Origin of the sequence: Acidisoma sp. (assembly GCF_035492295.1) — a bacterium.
Taxonomy (GTDB): Bacteria; Pseudomonadota; Alphaproteobacteria; order Acetobacterales; family Acetobacteraceae; genus Acidisoma.
The window spans coordinates 1-17612 of the sequence record NZ_DATJJK010000155.1; the positions used below are offsets into that span (position 1 = coordinate 1).

16 protein-coding genes are annotated in these 17612 nt (G+C 63.9%); 13 read left to right on the forward strand and 3 right to left on the reverse strand.

Annotated elements, in window-relative coordinates; all coding sequences use genetic code 11:
- The coding region (locus VL752_RS10935) for a nucleotide-binding domain containing protein (protein ID WP_325355062.1) at positions 1–228 on the forward strand (228 nt) is incomplete at its 5' end.
- 4 nt (positions 229–232) lie between these two features.
- Here VL752_RS10935 and VL752_RS10940 read toward each other — a convergent pair.
- Positions 233–2080: a sigma-54-dependent Fis family transcriptional regulator gene (locus VL752_RS10940; protein ID WP_325355064.1), complete on the reverse strand. Its 1848-nt coding sequence runs from the start codon at positions 2078–2080 to the stop codon at positions 233–235.
- A 245-nt stretch (positions 2081–2325) separates the two neighbouring features.
- On the opposite strand from VL752_RS10940, the gene VL752_RS10945 reads away from it, so the two are divergent.
- The 12 genes from VL752_RS10945 to uxuA all read left to right on the forward strand — a co-directional run bounded on the left by VL752_RS10945 (position 2326) and on the right by uxuA (position 15681).
- Positions 2326–3369 (forward strand): NAD(P)-dependent alcohol dehydrogenase, encoded by a 1044-nt coding sequence (locus VL752_RS10945; RefSeq protein WP_325355066.1) that lies wholly within the window; start codon positions 2326–2328, stop codon positions 3367–3369.
- A 20-nt stretch (positions 3370–3389) separates the two neighbouring features.
- Entirely contained in the window at positions 3390–3566 is a 177-nt protein-coding gene (locus VL752_RS10950) for a hypothetical protein (RefSeq protein WP_325355068.1), read from the forward strand.
- Positions 3567–3822: 256 nt separating this feature from the next.
- On the forward strand, positions 3823–5493 hold the full coding sequence (locus tag VL752_RS10955) for an aromatic/alkene/methane monooxygenase hydroxylase/oxygenase subunit alpha (RefSeq protein ID WP_325355070.1): 1671 nt from the start codon (positions 3823–3825) through the stop codon (positions 5491–5493).
- Positions 5494–5561: 68 nt separating this feature from the next.
- Positions 5562–6632, forward strand: coding sequence for an NADH:ubiquinone reductase (Na(+)-transporting) subunit F (locus VL752_RS10960; RefSeq protein WP_325355072.1), 1071 nt, complete (start codon positions 5562–5564; stop codon positions 6630–6632).
- Positions 6633–6673: 41 nt separating this feature from the next.
- A complete protein-coding gene (locus VL752_RS10965) occupies positions 6674–7762 on the forward strand; it encodes an aromatic/alkene monooxygenase hydroxylase subunit beta (protein ID WP_325355074.1) in 1089 nt (362 codons plus the stop codon).
- 31 nt (positions 7763–7793) lie between these two features.
- Entirely contained in the window at positions 7794–8144 is a 351-nt protein-coding gene (locus tag VL752_RS10970; RefSeq protein ID WP_325355076.1) for an MmoB/DmpM family protein, read from the forward strand.
- Positions 8145–8177: 33 nt separating this feature from the next.
- Complete coding sequence (locus VL752_RS10975; protein WP_325355078.1) at positions 8178–9197, forward strand: amidohydrolase family protein; 1020 nt, start codon at positions 8178–8180, stop codon at positions 9195–9197.
- The gene (locus tag VL752_RS10980) at positions 9194–9958 is read left to right on the forward strand and encodes an iron-sulfur cluster assembly protein (RefSeq protein WP_325355080.1); all 765 of its coding nucleotides are present in this window, start codon (positions 9194–9196) and stop codon (positions 9956–9958) included. The genes VL752_RS10975 and VL752_RS10980 overlap by 4 nt, the downstream gene beginning before the upstream one ends.
- Positions 9959–10035: 77 nt before the next feature.
- On the forward strand, positions 10036–11673 hold the full coding sequence (locus tag VL752_RS10985; protein ID WP_325355082.1) for a molecular chaperone GroEL: 1638 nt from the start codon (positions 10036–10038) through the stop codon (positions 11671–11673).
- 120 nt (positions 11674–11793) lie between these two features.
- Complete coding sequence (locus VL752_RS10990; protein ID WP_325355084.1) at positions 11794–13773, forward strand: sigma-54-dependent Fis family transcriptional regulator; 1980 nt, start codon at positions 11794–11796, stop codon at positions 13771–13773.
- A 38-nt stretch (positions 13774–13811) separates the two neighbouring features.
- Positions 13812–14468 carry a DsbA family oxidoreductase gene (locus VL752_RS10995; RefSeq protein WP_325355086.1) on the forward strand — a complete coding sequence of 219 codons (657 nt, stop codon included), beginning with the start codon at positions 13812–13814 and terminating at the stop codon, positions 14466–14468.
- 16 nt (positions 14469–14484) lie between these two features.
- Entirely contained in the window at positions 14485–15681 is a 1197-nt protein-coding gene (gene uxuA, locus VL752_RS11000) for a mannonate dehydratase (protein WP_325355088.1), read from the forward strand.
- 2 nt (positions 15682–15683) lie between these two features.
- Here the strand turns inward: uxuA and VL752_RS11005 are convergent, their stop codons facing one another.
- A complete protein-coding gene (locus tag VL752_RS11005) occupies positions 15684–16520 on the reverse strand; it encodes an ABC transporter permease (RefSeq protein ID WP_325355090.1) in 837 nt (278 codons plus the stop codon).
- A 4-nt stretch (positions 16521–16524) separates the two neighbouring features.
- Positions 16525–17445 (reverse strand): ABC transporter permease, encoded by a 921-nt coding sequence (locus VL752_RS11010; protein WP_325355092.1) that lies wholly within the window; start codon positions 17443–17445, stop codon positions 16525–16527.
- Between the last annotated feature and the right edge of the window lie 167 nt (positions 17446–17612).

Sequence of the window (17612 nt, forward strand, 5' to 3'; positions counted from 1 at the left end):
CTGACGCAGGCCGGCCTCGGCCGCCTCGTCGTCGCGGGTGGCGAGACCTCCGGTTCCGTCGTCAACCGTCTCGGGCTGCAGGCCTTCCGCATCGGCGCGGAGATCGCCCCCGGCGTGCCGGCGCTCGGCGTCATCGGCACCCATCACGCCGGGCTGCGCATCGCCCTCAAATCCGGCAATTTCGGCGGACCGGACTTCTTCGCCCGCGCACTGAACGCGCTCGCCTGACGGGTCAACCGTCCAGGCCTCGCAGGGCCCGGTAGACCGTGTTGCGCGATACACCGAGGCGGCGGGCGGCGGCGCTGAGATTGCCCCCCAATTCCCGATGCACGGCCGCGATCCGCGCAACCGTCTGGCTACGCAGATTGACCGCTGAACAAGCCGATGCGCCAAGCGCTGCTTCGACGGCCGTGAGATCGATCCGGTCAGGGTGGTCGATCAAGGTCAGTCGCGTCAGCAGGTTGCGGAGTTCGCGGATATTGCCTGGCCAGGAATGGAGCGCCAGGCGGGTGAGCGCCTGCTCCTCGATCTCCGTGCTGCGACCAAGCGTTGCCAGAACATGGCGCAGGATCTCGGCGAAATCCGTGCGCGCGCGCAGCGGCGGCAGCGTCGCCTCGATCGTATCGAGCCGGTAATACAGATCGGCGCGGAAGCGGCCTTTCGCCACCTGCTCCGCGAGGTCGACATGGGTTGCCGCGACCAGCAGGACATCCACCTGGCGGCTGGTCCCGCCGCCCACCGGGCGCACCGTCCAGTCATCCAGAAGCCGCAGCAGCACCGCCTGCAGGGTCAGTGGCATGTCCCCGATCTCGTCGAGGAACAGCGTGCCGCCATGGGCCTGGGTGACCAGCCCAGGGGCGCCGCCGCGCCGGGCACCGGTGAAGGCGCCCTCGGCATGGCCGAAGAGTTCGGCCTCCACCAGGGTCTCGGGCAGCGCCGCGCAATTGACCGGCACGAAGGCGCCGCGCCGCCCACTCGCCGCATGGGCATGGCGGGCCAGCTGCTCCTTGCCCGTGCCAGTCTCGCCGCGGATGAGGATCGGCAGGCCGCGCATGGAAGCGGCTTCGACATGGCGCAGCACCGTGGCGACCGCGGGGTCCGTGGCGACGAAGCCGGGCGCGGCGGCCGACGGCTTGGGCGGCACGGGCTTGGGGGACGCAGCCTTGGGTGGTGGGGAGAGGTGTTCCAGCTGGACCACGAAAACACTGCCGGCGCGATCCTGCAACCTGGTCTGCGGGGCATGCCGCCCAGCATCGATGAAGGCGCCGAAGGGCATGCGGAAGACCTCGTCAAACCGCCCGCCCGCCATCGTCGGCAGACCCTGCAGGAACAGCCGTGCCCGCGGCGTCGCCCCCAGGATCGTGCCGGAGGCATCGAAGGCCATCAGCCCGGCGCTCAGCGTATGGAGATATTCGGCGCGGTTGTGGAAGGCCAGCACGACATGGGCGCGGTACATGTCCCGGAAGAGGCCGTTCTCGATCTGGGTCGCCGCCATGGAGACGAGCGCCCGGGTGTGCTGCTGCCGCGAATGGCAATCCGAAGACGCATCCAGGACCCCCGCCAGCGCGCCATCCGGCGCAAAGACAGGGGCGGCGGTGCAGGTCAGCTGATCATATCGGCTGAAGAAATGTTCGCCGCCATGAATCGTCAATGCCCGCTTCGTGGCGGCGACACTGCCGAGCGCATTGGTGCCGCAGCCTTGTTCCGACCACAGGCAGCCGGGCCGGATGCGCGTCGCGTGCGCGGTGGCACTGAAGCTGTTGTCGGCGATCGTGTCCAACAACATCCCGTCCCCACCCGCGAAGGCGATCATGAAATTGCTGCCGGCTATCTGATGATAGAGGTTTTCCATTTCGGCCAGCACCAGGGGGCGCATGGCACCGGCCGCCTCTCGTGCATGGCGCAGAGACGCAGCCTCGGCCTGTTTCAGAGGCGGCGGCCTTTCGGGGTCCAGTCCATAGCTGAGGCAGCGCGACCAGCTCGCGGAAATATCGGGCGCCAGCAAATCCGTGGCGATGGCGTGACGCCGCTCCAGCACCGCACGCGCACGCACCAGACGGTCTTCTGCCGAAATCAGCATTTCATTCCTGACAGTCCACTTCGAGGGACTTTGGCCGGAGGATAACAAAGCCGCGTCACCATCGGCAACTGTTCCGAAACGGAACACTTGCTTTCGTTCATCTGTTCCGCGCGGAACAGCATGCGTCGCGAGAACGGTCCTGCAAACCATTGTTATGACAGCATCAAAGTCGGTGGCACGGTCTATGCAATCATGATTGCCGTGAAGGCCCGCCAACATGAAGCGGGCGAGAGGAGAAAGACGCCATGAAGGCAGCCGTTCTGCATCGCTATGATGAGACGCTCTCATCCGACACTTTTGTCCAATACGAGGATGTTCCTGATCCGAAGATCGAGCGGCCGACCGATGTTATTCTGCGCGTCGGGGGCGCCGGGGTCTGTCGCACCGATCTGCACATCGTCGAAGGCATCTGGCGAAGCAAGGTGGATGTCCAGCTGCCCTATATCATGGGGCATGAGAATGCCGGCTGGATCGAGGAGGTGGGGCCGGCGGTCGAAGGTTTTGCGGTGGGCGATGCGGTGATCTGTCATCCGCTGGTGACCAGTGGACATTGCCTGGCCTGCCGGCGTGGCGATGACATGCATGCGACGGACAGCCAGTTTCCTGGCGTCAATGCCAATGGCGGTTATGCCGACTATCTCCGCACCGGGCAGCGCTCCCTCATCAAGCTGCCTGCAGGCCTGGCGCCGAAAGACGTGGCACCCTACACCGATGCTGGATTGACTGCCTATCGCGCCGCGAAGAAAGCCTCCCGCCACCTCTTGCCCGGCCAGTTCGTTGTCGTCATCGGCGCCGGCGGTCTCGGCCATATTGGCATTCAGGTCCTCGCCGCTCTTTGTGCAGCTGAAATCATCGCAGTTGACCGGTCAGATACCGGCCTCGCGCTCGCGAAGGAGTGCGGGGCCCATCACCAGGTTCGCGCCGACGGTGAGGAGGTTGAGAACATCATGGCGCTGACGGGTGGCCGCGGCGCGGAGGCGGTGATCGACTTCGTGGGCGAGGGCGATGCCGTGGCGAAGGGCCTGGCCATGACCGCCAATGCCGGTTTCTACTATATCGTGGGCTATGGCGGCCGCATCGAAATGCCGACGCTCGACATGATCACGTCGGAGAAGACGATCGTCGGCAATCTCGTCGGCACCTACCCGGAACTCGTCGAGTTGATGGCGCTCGCCGATCGCGGCCTGGTTCATCTGTCCACGCGCGAATACCGGTTGGCTGACGCCAACCAAGCATTGCACGACCTCCATCACGGTCGCATCCGCGGCCGCGCGGTCTTGATACCGTGATGGCCGCAGGGGAAGCGACGATGACGGACGAAGATCGTTCCAAGGACGAGTTTTTCAAACGCCTCGGTCTGCTGGCGCAGGAGATGATCGACGCCCACGGCAAGGATTTCACCATGGGAACCTTGATTCTGGCGGCGCGCTTCATCGCAGACGGCAAGCCCATCGGCCGGCCCGGCAGCACCGAGCCATCGGCCTGACTGTCCCAATCTGATACAGTAATACACTGCGGTGTCTCATAATAAGACATGCTGCATCGCAGTAATTAAGGACCTTATACAAATACTTGCATAGATCCTCGCAAAGACGGATAGTCTGGATCTGGCACAACACTTGCTATCTCTTAATAAGGTGGCGTTGCCCATCGCTTTCGTCAGTAGAGATGATGAACTTGCATTGGTCGCGTTGCCGCACAAGCGGATCAGAAGATCACAAAAGATCCAAGGAGATGTTCAGATGCCTGATGGCCTGTCTTTAACCAAGATCACAGCACAGAAGGGAATCAGTATCGGCGAGGCCGCGAAGCGTGTCGCCGATCTGGGCTGGACGCCAAGCTATGTCCAGGAAGCAATGACCTTCCCGACGGACTACAAAATCAAGAAGGCACCGCGCGACCCGATGAAGCAGGTGCTGCGGTCCTATTTCCCGATGCAGGAGGAAAAGGACAATCGCGTCTATGGCGCGTTGGATGCGGCGCTGCGCGGTGACATGTTCCGCAATGTCGAGCCGCGTTGGGTCGAATGGATGAAGCTGTTCCTGGCGATCATCCCCTTCCCGGAAATCTCGGCGGCGCGGTCCATGGCGATGGTGGCTCGCCTGGCGCCGGGCGAGGAATTGCGTACCGGCTTCACGATGCAGATGGTGGATGAGTTCCGGCACTCGACCATCCAGATGAATCTCAAGAAGTGGTATATGGAGAATTATATCGACCCTGCCGGGTTCGATATTACCGAAGCCGCTTTCGGCCGCTGCTACGCGACCACCATCGGCCGCCAGTTCGCCGAGGGCTTCGTCACCGGTGACGCCATCACTTCCGCCAATATCTATCTGACCGTGGTGGCCGAAACGGCCTTTACCAATACCCTCTTCGTCGCCATGCCGTCGGAAGCCGCGCGCAATGGCGACTATGCGCTGCCCACCGTCTTCCTCTCGGTGCAGTCGGACGAGAGCCGGCATATCGGCAATGGCCATTCCATGCTGATGTCCATCATCAATGATCCGGACAACCACCAGCTTATCGAGCGTGATCTGCGCTATGCCTTCTGGCAGAACCACGCGATCGTTGATGCCGCCATCGGCACACTGATTGAATATGCGACGACCGATCGCGACAAGAACAAGGAAAGCTATGCCGAGCTCTGGCATCGCTGGATCTACGAGGATTACTACCGCACCTATATGCTGCCGCTCGAGAAATACGGCATCAAGATCCATCATGATGATGTCGGCGCCGCCTGGGAGCGGATGGTCAAGAAACACTATGTGCACAAGACCGCACAATTCTTCTCGGTTGGATGGCCGCTCAACTTCTGGCGGATCGAAGCCCAGACGGAGAAGGACTTCGAATGGTTCGAGCATAAGTATCCGGGCTGGTACGCCGAATTCGGCGATTACTGGAAGTGGTACGGGAAGCTGAGCAAGCCCGGCGAGACGGTGATGACCTTCAACACCGAGACCGGCTACGTCTATCCGCATCGCTGCTGGAGCTGCATGGTGCCCTGCCTGATCCGCGAGGACATCGTGTGTGACGAGGTTGACGGCAAGACCTACACCTATTGTTCCGAGCTTTGCCATTGGACGCATAAGACAGCCTTCGCCGCCACCTACGAGGGCCGGCCGACGCCCGCGATGGGCCGCTTCAGCGGCAGGCGCGAGTGGGAGGAATGCTACCACGGCTGGGATCTGGCCGATGCCATCCAGGATCTTGGCTTTGTTCGTGGCGACGGCAAGACCCTTGTGCCCCAGCCGCATCTGCGCTTCGACGACCGCGAGATGTGGACGCTGGATCATGTCCGTGGCCATACGCTCGCCAGTCCCTTGCTGACCATCCGCGGCATGACGCCGGAGGCGCGGGAAGCGCATCTCGCCGAATACCGCAAGGGCTTCAAGATCAATCCGATCCACTGATTGGGTGAGGACGGGAGGGGGTCCGGCAGAACCGGGCCCCGTCCCGCCGCATCCCGAAAAGGGTTGCCATGAACGATATCATCGCCAAGACCGAGACCGAGGTTGTGACCCACACCGTGCGCTTCGAGCCGATGGGCATCGAGATGACGGTGGATGAGGGAGAGACCGTGCTCGATGCCGCCTTCCGCCAGGGCATTTCCGTGATGCATGGCTGCAAGGAGGGACAATGCGCCAGCTGCAAATCGAAACTGCTCGATGGCGACGTCGAGATGCTGAAATATTCGACCTTCGCGCTGCCTGAATCGGAACGCGACACCGACCATATCCTGCTTTGCCGGAGCCTTGCCTATAGCGATATCACGGTGGAACTGCTCAATTACGACGAGGATTTGCTCAGCCGCTCCATCGCGGTCAAGGAGATTTCGGCAACTGTCGTCTCCGTCCAGGAACTGACACGGGATATCCGGCTACTGACGCTGGACCTGCGGGCACCCTTGCGCTTCTGGGCCGGCCAGTATGTTGACATCACCATTCCCGGCAGCGGAATCACCCGCGCCTTCTCGATGGCGAATGCGCCATCGGCCGAAGGCGTCAGAACCCTGCAGTTCATCATCAAGATCTATCCCCAGGGTGCGTTTTCGTCTCGGCTCGAAGGCGGGCTCGCGACCGGCGACACGCTGACGGTCAAGGGCCCCTATGGCACCTGCTTTCATCGCGAGGGGCGGTCAGGTCCGCTCGTCCTCGTGGGTGGCGGCTCAGGCATGTCGCCGCTGTGGTCAATCCTGCAGGACCACATCGCCCAGGGGGAGGCGCGGCCGGTACGCTTCTTCTACGGCGCCCGCACCAAGGCCGATCTCTTCCATCTCGCAGAGTTCGCGGCCATCGGCGCGCAATTGCCCGATTTCAAGTTCATCCCGGCCCTGTCACATGCCGAGCCCGACGATGATTGGAGCGGGGAGACCGGTTTCGTTCACGACGTCGTGGCGCGGGTGCTGCGGGAGGAGGGGCTGGACGGAGAGATCGATGCCTATTCGTGCGGACCGCCGCCGATGATCGACGCCGTTCTGCCGATTCTGCAAATGGCCGGGGTCGAGCCCGAGCGGATCTACTTCGACAAGTTCACAACGGCCACTCGTTGACCATCGGTCATCCAAAAGCAAAACGGGAAGGAAAGAACATCATGAGTGCAGCAGTGCAACCACCGGCAGGCCCGGTAAAATCGGGTGCCGCGGGGGCCGCGACCTTTGCCGGGTCGGACAGCCGCAAATACAACTATTTCGACCCTAAGGGGCGGCGGGCGACGCACTACGAGGATATGACCGTCGATGTGCAGCCGGACCCGAAGCGGTATCTGCTGCAGGACTGGATCATCTCCTTCGCGGACGGCACGCCGACCTATTCGGAAAAGTGGACCGAGGCCAAATCGTCCGACTGGCACGCCTATCGCAGCGTCGACCAGGAATGGGAGCGCACGCATTATCAGCGGCAATCCACCATCTGCGGCATGATCCAGAATGTCGTGGAGAACGGCCGCCGCGCCGGCGCGCCAAAGCGCTTCGATCCGGCCTGGGTCAAGATCCTGCAGGATCACGTCGGCGCCTACAAGCACGCGGAATTCGGCCTCGGCACCGCGACCATGCAGGCGCAGCGCTACGGCTATACGCAGATGATCAACAATGCGATCCTGACCAATTCCTCTTACAAAATCCGCTTCGCGCAGGATCTGACGCTCTACCTGTCCGAAATCGGCATGGATATCGAGACGTTCGACGGCGATGCCGGCAAGCGCCATTGGGTGGATGACCCGATCTGGCAGGAGACGCGCCGCGCGATCGAGACGATTAGCGGTGCCACGGATTTCCTCGAGCAGTATTTTGCCGTCAACCTGATCTTCGAACCGCTGGTCGGCGAGCTGTTCCGCAGCGGCTTCATCATGCAGGCGGCGGCTTCTCAAAACGACTTCATCACTCCCGCCGTCGTTTCCGCCGCCGAAGGTGACTACGAACGCAATCTCGCCAATGCCATCGAGCTATTCCGCATGCTGGAACTGGACGAGACCCATGGCGCCCACAACCGCCGTCTCTTCGGCACCTGGCTGCACAAGCACGGGACGCTCGCCATGGCAGCGGCGCGCGGACTGCAGCCGATCTGGTCGCAGCCCCGGGTGAAGGTCGCTCAGTTCCCCGAAGCGCTGGAACTGGCAAAGAACCGCCTCCGCGCGATCGGTGCCGAGACCGCCATCGACGTGCAGTCGATTGTCGACGTCTGATCATCCGCCCTGAACGCACAAGGAAAAGCCGATGTCCCATACCGATAATATCTTCAAGTCCATGAAGGACATGCAGTTCGAGACGACGATTTCGGTCGAGTGCGGGGTGACCATGAATGACAGCGTGGAATCCCGCGTCATCGCCGAGGTCATGGGCGAGAAGCCCGGCGTTACCGTCACCTACATGCCGGCGATGATCCGCATCGACGGCGAGGGGAAGATGGAATTCAAGATGGATGAGATCACCGAGCGGCTCGGCCGCGAGATGACCCCGCATCTTTTCGAGATTTGCACATCCACGCACTACGGCCGGATGGTGATGGTGGATGACAATACCGTCGTGCTGTTCGGCAATATGGACGACGTTCAGGAATTCATCTGAAAGATCGCACGAACGTCCAGGAAGGGAACAAAAATGTACAAGACAAAAGACGGCGAAGAAATCTTCGTAATCGACGGGCACGTTCATCTCTGGGACGGGAGCCCCGAGAACCAGCGGAATGTCCATGGTGCCGAGTTCATCAATTGTTTCTACGGCTACCATGCGGCCCTCAGTCCGAAGGAGGAGGTGTGGCCGCGGGAGAAGTTCGAAAAATACGGCGCCGAGACGATGTATGAGGATCTCTTCGTCAAGGGCTACGACGATATGGCGATCTTTCAGCCCACCTATCTCAAGGAATTCTACAAGAACGGCTTCAATACGCTGGAGCAGAATGCCAGCCTCGGCACCCGGTACCCAGAGCGTTTCGTCATCAATGGCGCTTTCGATCCGCGCCACGGCGAGGCCGGACTTGAGCAACTGCAGGCGGACGTCGAGCAATACAAGATCAAAGGCGTAAAACTCTACACAGCCGAGTGGATCGGTGACAGCAAGGGCTACAAGCTGTCCGATGACCATGCGAAGCGCTACCTCGAGCGGGCGGAGAAGCTCGGCATCAAGAACATCCATGTCCATAAGGGGCCGACCATCCTGCCGCTCAACCGCGATGCCTTCGATGTCGCGGATATCGACGATGCCGCCACCTGTTTCCCCAACCTGAACTTCATCGTCGAGCATTGCGGCCTGCCGCGCCTTGATGATTTCTGCTGGATCGCGGTGCAGGAGCCGAACGTTTACGGCGGGCTTGCGGTGGCACTCCCCTTCATTCACAGCCGCCCCGGCTATTTTGCCCATATCATTTCCGAGCTGCTCTTCTGGCTTGGTGAGGATCGCATCCTTTTCGGCAGCGATTACGGCATCTGGACGCCGAAATGGTTGGTCGATGCCTTCATGGAATTCGAACTGCCGGATGATGTCCGCAAGGAGACGAAGGTCGACCTCTCGCTCACGGCTAAGAAGAAGATCCTCGGACTCAACGCGGCGCGCATCTACAACATCGACATCGAAGCCAAGAAGGCTGCTTTGGGCTATCGCCAAAGCGTCGCCGCCGAATGAGCCGCGAAAGCGAGGTCTGGCGTCAGCTCGGGACCGTCAACGATCCTGAACTGGACGAATCCGTGACGGAGCTTCGCTTCGTCACGGCGGTCGCGGTCAGTCCCGCGGGCGCGGTGGATGTCACCTTCCGCCTGCCGACCTACTGGTGTGCCGCCAACTTCGCCTTTCTGATGGCGGAGGATATGCGGCTTGCGGTGGCAAGCCTGCCCTGGGTCACCGATGTTTCGGTGATCCTTGGCGACCACATGTATGCCGACACCATCAATGCCGGCATCGCCGCCAAACGCTCTTTCCAGACGTCTTTCGGCGATGCCTCCGATGGCGATCTGGAAGCGCTCCGCCGCACCTTTCTCGTCAAGGCTTTTCAGCGCCGTCAGGTCGCCTTGGTCGAGCACTTGTTGGCCGCGGGCTATGCCGCCGAAATCCTTGCCGATCTCTCCATCGCGGAACTGGTCGCACTCGGCACCGAGGAAGCGCCCAGGAAGCTCATCGCGCGCTATCTCGACCGTCGGGCCGTCGTGGGGCCGGTGGGGACAGAGGACCCGGCTTTCGTCGACGAAGCGGGAGCCGCCGTCCCGCCCGAGGCGTTCCGGGCCCATATCCGCGCGCTTCGCCGGGTTGCGGTGAATGTGGAGTTCAACGGCGCGCTGTGCCGGGGGTTGCTCGCGGCGCGCTTCGACGAGGAGGAGAGCAAGGATCGCGAGCCGGGCCTGCTCGACTTCATTCACGCCTTGCCGGCTGAACAACCCAGCCGCCTCTGACCGAACGACGCGCACCCGCCGGGACCTTCAACCGGCGCAAAAGGGACGCGAGGAAAGACAGGAAACGGAGAGATGCGATGGCCAAAATGATGCTGCACGATGATGAGGCGCGCCAGGCCCTGGGCCGCGGTGTCGGCAAGCTTGCGCGGGCGGTGCGCGGCACGCTCGGCCCCCGCGGCATGAATGCGATCATCGACCGCCCGATCGGCACGCCCCTGGTGTCGCGCGACGGGGTCAGCATCGCGCAGGAGATCGAGCTGCCTTGCCCCTTTGAGAATATGGGCGCGCAGGTGCTGCGGGAGGTTTCCAAACAGACCAATGATATCGCAGGCGACGGCACCACCACCGCGACGGTACTGGCGGATGCCATGGTGCAGCAGGGCCTCGGCTTCCTTGCTGAAGGCGCCAGCCCGGTTGATCTCGTGGCTGGGCTGGAACTGGCTGTAACGGAGGCTCTGGCAGCCCTCCACCGCAGCGCCCGGCCGCTCTCCGGGCCGGAAGAGACCCGCGCGGTCGCGACTATCGCCGCGAATGATGCGGCGACCGGGGCGATGGTCGCCGAAGCGCTGGAGCGGGTCGGGCCGGACGGCATCGTCACCGTGGAATTCGGCACCACGGTGGAAACGCTGCTGGAGGTTGTGGACGGCATGTCCTTCGACCGCGGCTACCTTTCCCACCACATGGTTACCGATATCGAGCGCATGCAGGTGGTGCTGGAAGATCCGCTCATCCTGATGACGGACCTCAAGCTCTCGGGCCCGGAAGATGCGAGCGCGATCGAGGCTTTGCTCGAGGGCAGCCGGCGGCCGCTGCTGATCCTGGCGGAGGAAATCGCACCCAGCTGCATTATGCAACTCCTCGGGCGGCGGGAGCGTGGGCTGCCTGCGGTCGCCGCCATCCATCCTCCCGAATACGGCCATTGGCGCCGCGCGATGCTGGAGGATATCGCCATCGTCACCGGCGGAAGGGTGATCGCGCGCGAGCTTGGCGGGTCCCTCTCTGCGGTCACCCGTCGGGATCTGGGCGAGGCCCGGCAGGTCCGCGTTTCGGCGAACCAGACCATCATCAGCGCCGGCGGCGGAGATCCGACCGTGATTGCCGCGCGCCGCGCTCAGGTAACGCGGCAGCTGGATGCGGCGCCCCAGAATATCGAGCGCGACAAGCTGCAGGAAAGGCTGGCCAAGCTTTCGGGCGGCTCGGCGATCATTCTGGCCGGCGGTGCGACGCCTGTGGAGCAGAAGCGTCGGGTGCAGATGATTGAGGATGCCATCAACGCGACCCGTGCCGCGCTGCAGGACGGCGTGGTTGCGGGTGGTGGCACCGCTCTGGTGCAGATCGGGCCGGAGCTATTGCCGATGATGGAGCGGCTGAGCGGCGGCAAACGGCTGGGGGCGGCGCTGTTGCAGGGCGCCCTGGCCCAGCCGCTTTCCTGTATCGCGGCCAATTGCGGGCTGAACGCGACGGAGATCGTCTCCCGGGTCGCTCAAGCGCGACGCGGCGAGGGTCTGGATGCGCGAAATGGCGATATTCTGGCCCTGATGCCGGCCGGCGTGCTGGACCCCGTCAAGGTCAGCGTGACGGCGCTGCGCAATGCGGCCTCTGTCGCCGGATTGATCCTGACCACCCAGACCCTGGTCGCGAGCATTCCGGATGGGCATGACCCGACGGCAGGCCCTGCTTTGGGGGGAGGTGCTGAGCGGCTCGGCCGAGCCTGAACCCCTGGTCTATCGGGCTGGCGGTTGCCGACGGATCGGCGCTATCCTGTCGGCAAAAGAACGCGCCGCTCGAGCGTCGAACCGCCCGCTGATCAGGCGGGCGCCAGGGAAGGATTAGCCATGCCAGGCCGACAGCCTGACCCGCAGGGCTTGCCACCGTTCAATATCCAGCACAGCAGTGCTGGCCGCGACACGATGCTTGCCTGGGAAAGGTTTCTGACGGATGACCCGCATGGCATTGATCCCGTGCGCAATTTCGTCGTCTCCTCCTGGCTGCGGAGCCGGGAACTGGGCATCAATCCCCGCGGCAGGGCTGCCCCGCTCGCGGCCCGGGGCGATGCGATGGAGCATCTGCGCGAACGCCATGCCGATCTTCTCGGCGCGGCGGCGGATGTGTTCGCGACCTCGGCGCCGCTTTTCGGCGGTTCCCGCTCCCTCATGCTGCTCACCAACCCGGACGGCATCGTGCTGGATGCGGTGGGCGACCATCAGACCCTGGATGCCGGGCAGAGCATCCATCTGATGCAGGGCGGCGACTGGCGGGAGGATACGGTCGGCACGAATGGCATCGGCACGGCGCTGGCCACGCGTCGCCCCGCCCAGGTTCATGCCTCGGAGCATTTCTGCGAAGGCATCAAGGCCTGGACCTGCGCCGCCGCGCCGATCTTCGCGCTCGGCACCGGAGAGGTGCTCGGCATTCTCGATATTTCAGGCCCGACCAGCACCTATCAGCGCAACAATCTCAGCCTCGCGGTCTCGATCGCCCGGCAGATCGAAATGGTGATGAACGAGCGCGCGAGCCGGGAGCGGATGCGCCTGCTGGAAGCCTGTCTGGAGCGGATGACAGCGACCGACGTTGCCGGACTTGTCGCGATCGATCGGGAGGGGCGTCTGGTCCATAACAGCGGACGCCTGCCTGATCTGGTCCCCCTGGGTCACCGGCTGCCGGGCCTCGATGCGCAGGCGACGGTCGATGATTGGGCCGTCTCCTTGCCGGCGCCGCTGCGGGCCGACTGGTTCAATGTCATCCGGGTCGACGGACGGGCGATCGGGGCCGTTCTGGTGATTCCCGAGAAACCCCTGGCTCGCTCTGTCGCCGTTGCTGACGCGGCGGAGGCCGGCTTCAGCGCCATCATTGGCCAAAGCCCAGAGCTTGAACAGGCGCTGACGCGCACCCGCCAGCTGCGCGGCAAGCGTGTGCCCGTCTTGATCGAGGGCGAGACCGGCGTCGGCAAGGAGTTGTTCGCCCGCGCCCTGCACGGCGAGATGCGGGACAGCCACCCCTTCATCGTCTTCAATTGCGGAGCGGTGGTGAAGGAACTGCTGGCGAGCGAGCTTTTCGGCTACGTCCGCGGCGCCTTCACCGGTGCGACCTCCGGCGGCGCCATCGGCCGTTTCGAGCAGGCGCATGGTGGCACGCTCTGCCTCGACGAGATCGGCGAAATGCCGTTGGATTTGCAATCCATCCTGCTGCGCGTGCTGGAAGATGGCGTCATCTACCGCCTTGGAAGCGGCCAGCCGCATCCGGTGGATGTGCGGCTGGTCGCCATGACCAACCGCCATCTGCTGGAAGAGGTGGCGGCCGGGCGGTTCCGCCGCGATCTCTATCACCGGTTGAGCGTAACCCGCATTCAGCCGCCGCCGCTGCGGGAGAGGGCAGGGGATGTCCCGCTGCTGATCGCGCATTTCAACCGGCAATTGGCCGCGCGCCACGGGGTGCCGGAACGCCTGTTCGCGGAGCCTATTCTGGCGCTGCTTGGCGACTACGACTGGCCCGGCAATGTGCGCGAGCTGCGCAATCTGGTCGAGAGCCTGCTGCTGATGGCCGAGACCGAGCAGGTGACCGAGGCGGAGGTCACGGACTTGCTGGAACGATCCGGCGGCCATCCGGGCGCGGCCGCCGCGGGCGAGCGGAGTGGCGCGAGCCTAGAGGATGCGGAACGCGCGGCTATTCTGCAGGCCATGCGCGCTTGCCACGGCAACCTGGCAGAGGCCGCCCGATGCTTGCGCATTTCCCGCAGCACGCTCTACCGCAAGATGGAGCGGTATGGCCTCGCGCCGCGTGGATCGGACAGTGCGGTTGATGCTCTTCGGGCGTAGGTCCATATAGGGGCTTCGCTGATGGAGAGGATGTGACGATGACACGCAGCATGAAGATCGACTTCGTGTCGGATGTTTCCTGCCCCTGGTGCATCATCGGCCTGCGCGGCCTGGAAGAGGCCCTGGCGCGGACAAGCGACGTGATCGACGCCGACATCCACTTTCAGCCCTTCGAACTCAATCCCGACATGCCCGCCGCCGGGCAGAATATCGTTGAGCATATCACGCAGAAATACGGCTCCACGCCGGCGCAATCCGCTGCCACGCGCCAGATGATCCGCGAACGCGCGGCGGGCGTGGGCTTCACCATGGCGATGTCGGATGAGAGCCGTATCTATAATACCTTCGACGCGCATCGCCTGCTGCATTGGGCCGAGTTGGAAGGGCATCAGGCGGCACTGAAACACGCGCTGTTCGACGCCTATTTTACCGAGGGCAAAAGCCCTTCCGATCATGACGTGCTGGTGGCGGCCGCTGTGAAGGCGGGGCTGGACGGCGAGGCGGCGCGTGCGGTGCTGAACTCGGACCGGTTTGCCGCCGAGGTGCGCGCGGCCGAGCATCTGTGGCAGTCGCGCGGCATCACCTCGGTTCCGGCCGTGGTCATCGACGAGCGCTATCTGATATCGGGCGGCCAGACGCCGGAGGTTTTCGAAGAGGCGCTGCGAAAAATTGTGGCCGATATGGCACCGGCCTGACCGGAGCGCAGGGCGCATGGAACAGACCTGGCGATGGTTCGGCCCCGGCGACACTGTCACGCTGCGGGAGATCGCGCAGACTGGTGCCTCGGGCATCGTCTCCGCGCTGCATGAGATTCCCTATGGCGCCGTCTGGACGCAGGAGGCCATTGCCGAGCGCCGCGCGCTGATCGAGGCCGAGCCTGCGCTCGGCCTGCGCTGGAGCGTCGTCGAGAGCCTGCCGGTGCACGAGGACATCAAGCGCGGCTCCGGCCAATTGAATGCGCTGTTCGAGAACTATCGCCAGTCGTTGCGCAACCTCGCGGCAGCCGGCCTTCGCACCGTTTGCTACAACTTCATGCCCATTCTGGACTGGACGCGGACGGAACTGCGGGCGGCACTACCCGGCGGCGGCACCGCCCTGCGCTACAATGCGCAGCAAATCGCGGCCTTCGACTGTTTCATGCTGGAACGCCCCGGCGCCGCGGCCGCGTATGAGCCCGCGGTACTGACCCGTGCGCGCGCCTGGTTCGATGCGTCGCGCCCCGCGGACCAGGACGAGTTGCTGGCGACGATCATGGCGGGCCTGCCCGGCGCCTATGAGCGTTACGACATCCCAAGCCTGCGCCACATGCTGGAGAGCTACGCTGGCATCGACAAGGCAAGGCTGCGCGAGAATCTTGCGCGCTTTCTGCGCGAGGTGGTGCCGACGGCCGAGGAGGTCGGCATCCGCCTCTGCATCCATCCCGACGATCCGCCGCGGCCGATGTTCGGTCTCAGCCGCATCGTCTCGACCGAAGACGACATCGCCTTCATCCTCGGCGCCGTGGACAGCCCCGCCAATGGATTGACACTCTGCACGGGTTCGCTCGGTGCCGGTGTCGGCAATGACGTGCCGGCCATTGCCCGCCGCTTTGCCGACCGCACCTGGTTCGCCCATCTCCGCAATGTGACGAAGGAACCCGACGGCTCCTTCATGGAGGCGGATCACTTGGGCGGCGACGTGCCCATGGTGCCGGTGATCCAGGCGCTGATGGAGGCCGCCGGCAGGCGACGCGCGGCCGGCGATGCCCATTGGCGCATTCCGCTGAGGCCCGACCACGGGCACGAGTTGCTGAGTGACCGGGGCCGTAAAACCCATCCGGGTTACCCGGTCATCGGCCGCCTGCGCGGGCTCGCGGAACTCCGCGGAGTCATGACTGCCGTGGCCGAGCTTCGCAACCTTCCGATGTAGAGTCAGGCGCGCTGCTTGGCGCGCGAGACGATCTGCGTCGGGCTCACGAAACGCAGCGCGATGAGCAGCCAGATCAACGTCGAAATCATGTAGACCACGGCCATGACATCGACCTCCTGACCCGCACGGACACCGGAGGCGAAGACCGCATAGTAGAGCGCGACCACAAGCGTCTGGCTCGTCGGGCCCGAGGTCAGGAAGGTCAGCTCGAACATCGCGATGGTGCGCACCATCACCAGCAGCAGCCCGGACAGGACTCCAGGCAGCAGCAGCGGCACCAGGACGCGGATGAAAAGGCTGAAGGTGGAGGCACCGAAGACGCGCGCGGCCGCCTCGATCCTTGGATCGATCTGCTCGATGAAGGGGATCATGACCAGCACCATGAAGGGCACGGTGGGCACGAGATTGGCGAGGATGACGCCGCCCATCGTGCCACCCAACCCGGCCTTGTAGAGCAGGGTCGCGAGCGGAATGCCGTATGTCAAAGGTGGGACCAGCAGGGGGGCGAGGAAGATGAGCATAACCGCCTGCTTGCCCGGGAAATTGCGCCGCGCCATGGCATAGGCGGCGGTCACGCCGAGCACACCCGAGATGACGACGACGGCCGCCACGATCTCGAAGGTGACGATCAGGATGTCGGACAGCTGGAAATCGTTCCAGGCGTCCGAATACCAGTGCGTGACGAAGGCCGGCGGAAGCCAGGTGCCGAACCAGCGCGCGGCGAAGGAGTCGATGACGACGACCGCGATGACCGCAACGACGTTGAGGACGAATACGGCGACGGCGGCCCAGATTGCGAAACGCCAGAGCCGGGCGGCGAGACCCTCTTCACGGATCATGGCGTCATCCCTTGGTGCCCCCGACCGGGCCCCGGTAGAAAAGCTGCCGGCTGGCCAGAACCGCGATCACAATGACAAGCTGGACCACGCCCATGATCATCGCGATCGCGGACCCGAGCGAGTAGTTGTATTGCTCGAAGGCCGCCTGATAGGCGGCGATGGAGATCACATGCGTGCTGCCGGCCGGCGCACCGAGCAAAACGGCCGAGGGAAAGACCGAGAAGGACTGCACGAAGGAGAGGCAGAAGGTCACGGCGAGGCCCGGGGCCAGTAATGGCAGAAAGATTCGCCTGAAGCGGTCCCAGGCGCGGCCCCCGAGCGTCGCCGCCGCCTCCTCCAGGGCCGGATCGATACCGCTGACATAGGAAAGGGTAAGCAGAAAAGTGAAGGGAAAGCCGGTCAGCACCAGGGAGGCGAAGACGCCCCAGTAGTTGTTGGTGAGCAGCAACGGCGCCTGGGTGATGTGGAGCAGAAGCAAAACCCGGTTGAACCAGCCATGGGGGCCAAGATAGGTCAGCAGCCCTTGCGCCACCAGAACGGTGCCGAGTGTCATCGGCAACAGCAGAATGGTCGTTAATGCCCTCTGGCGTCGCATCAGTCGCACCCGAAAGGCGATGGGCAGGGCGAGAAGAATGCTGAGGAGCGTCGTCGGGAAAGCGAGCGCCAGCGTATGCCAGATGGTCGACCGCAGGAACGGGTCGCTGAAGAACTTGCGGTAATTCTCGTAGAAAGGCCCGACCTTCGGCGCGAAGGAGACCACCAGCCCATAGACGAAGGGATAGACGAAGAGGGCGATCAGCGCGAGCAGCGCAGGCAGCACCAGCAGCGTGATGCCGTCTATTCCGCGCGCCCGCAGCCGCTGGCGCAGCGGGATGCCCGCGCGCCTCACCTCCTGCCGCGCGGGCGCGGGCACGGTCGCGCTCACGATCCGTCCTCGGCGAAGACGAGGACCTGGGACGGGGGCGCCGTGAAGCCGATCCTCTGCCCGATGGAGAGACGCATCTCGCTGCGAAAGAAGACATCGGTGCCGTCGGCGAGGCTGGCCGTGCCGAAGAAGGCGCGGCCGCGATACTCGATGCTGCGCACCGTCCC

What these genes read in the sequence shown, in the direction of transcription:
- VL752_RS10985 (WP_325355082.1), top strand. Translation starts at nt 10,036, where the DNA reads ATGGCCAAAATGATGCTGCACGATGATGAGGCGCGCCAGGCCCTGGGC.
- VL752_RS10990 (WP_325355084.1), top strand. Translation starts at nt 11,794, where the DNA reads ATGCCAGGCCGACAGCCTGACCCGCAGGGCTTGCCACCGTTCAATATC.
- VL752_RS10995 (WP_325355086.1), top strand. Translation starts at nt 13,812, where the DNA reads ATGACACGCAGCATGAAGATCGACTTCGTGTCGGATGTTTCCTGCCCC.
- VL752_RS10940 (WP_325355064.1), bottom strand. Translation starts at nt 2,080, where the DNA reads ATGCTGATTTCGGCAGAAGACCGTCTGGTGCGTGCGCGTGCGGTGCTG.
- VL752_RS10950 (WP_325355068.1), top strand. Translation starts at nt 3,390, where the DNA reads ATGACGGACGAAGATCGTTCCAAGGACGAGTTTTTCAAACGCCTCGGT.
- VL752_RS10955 (WP_325355070.1), top strand. Translation starts at nt 3,823, where the DNA reads ATGCCTGATGGCCTGTCTTTAACCAAGATCACAGCACAGAAGGGAATC.
- VL752_RS10975 (WP_325355078.1), top strand. Translation starts at nt 8,178, where the DNA reads ATGTACAAGACAAAAGACGGCGAAGAAATCTTCGTAATCGACGGGCAC.
- VL752_RS10960 (WP_325355072.1), top strand. Translation starts at nt 5,562, where the DNA reads ATGAACGATATCATCGCCAAGACCGAGACCGAGGTTGTGACCCACACC.
- uxuA (WP_325355088.1), top strand. Translation starts at nt 14,485, where the DNA reads ATGGAACAGACCTGGCGATGGTTCGGCCCCGGCGACACTGTCACGCTG.
- VL752_RS11005 (WP_325355090.1), bottom strand. Translation starts at nt 16,520, where the DNA reads ATGATCCGTGAAGAGGGTCTCGCCGCCCGGCTCTGGCGTTTCGCAATC.
- VL752_RS10965 (WP_325355074.1), top strand. Translation starts at nt 6,674, where the DNA reads ATGAGTGCAGCAGTGCAACCACCGGCAGGCCCGGTAAAATCGGGTGCC.
- VL752_RS10980 (WP_325355080.1), top strand. Translation starts at nt 9,194, where the DNA reads ATGAGCCGCGAAAGCGAGGTCTGGCGTCAGCTCGGGACCGTCAACGAT.
- VL752_RS10945 (WP_325355066.1), top strand. Translation starts at nt 2,326, where the DNA reads ATGAAGGCAGCCGTTCTGCATCGCTATGATGAGACGCTCTCATCCGAC.
- VL752_RS10970 (WP_325355076.1), top strand. Translation starts at nt 7,794, where the DNA reads ATGTCCCATACCGATAATATCTTCAAGTCCATGAAGGACATGCAGTTC.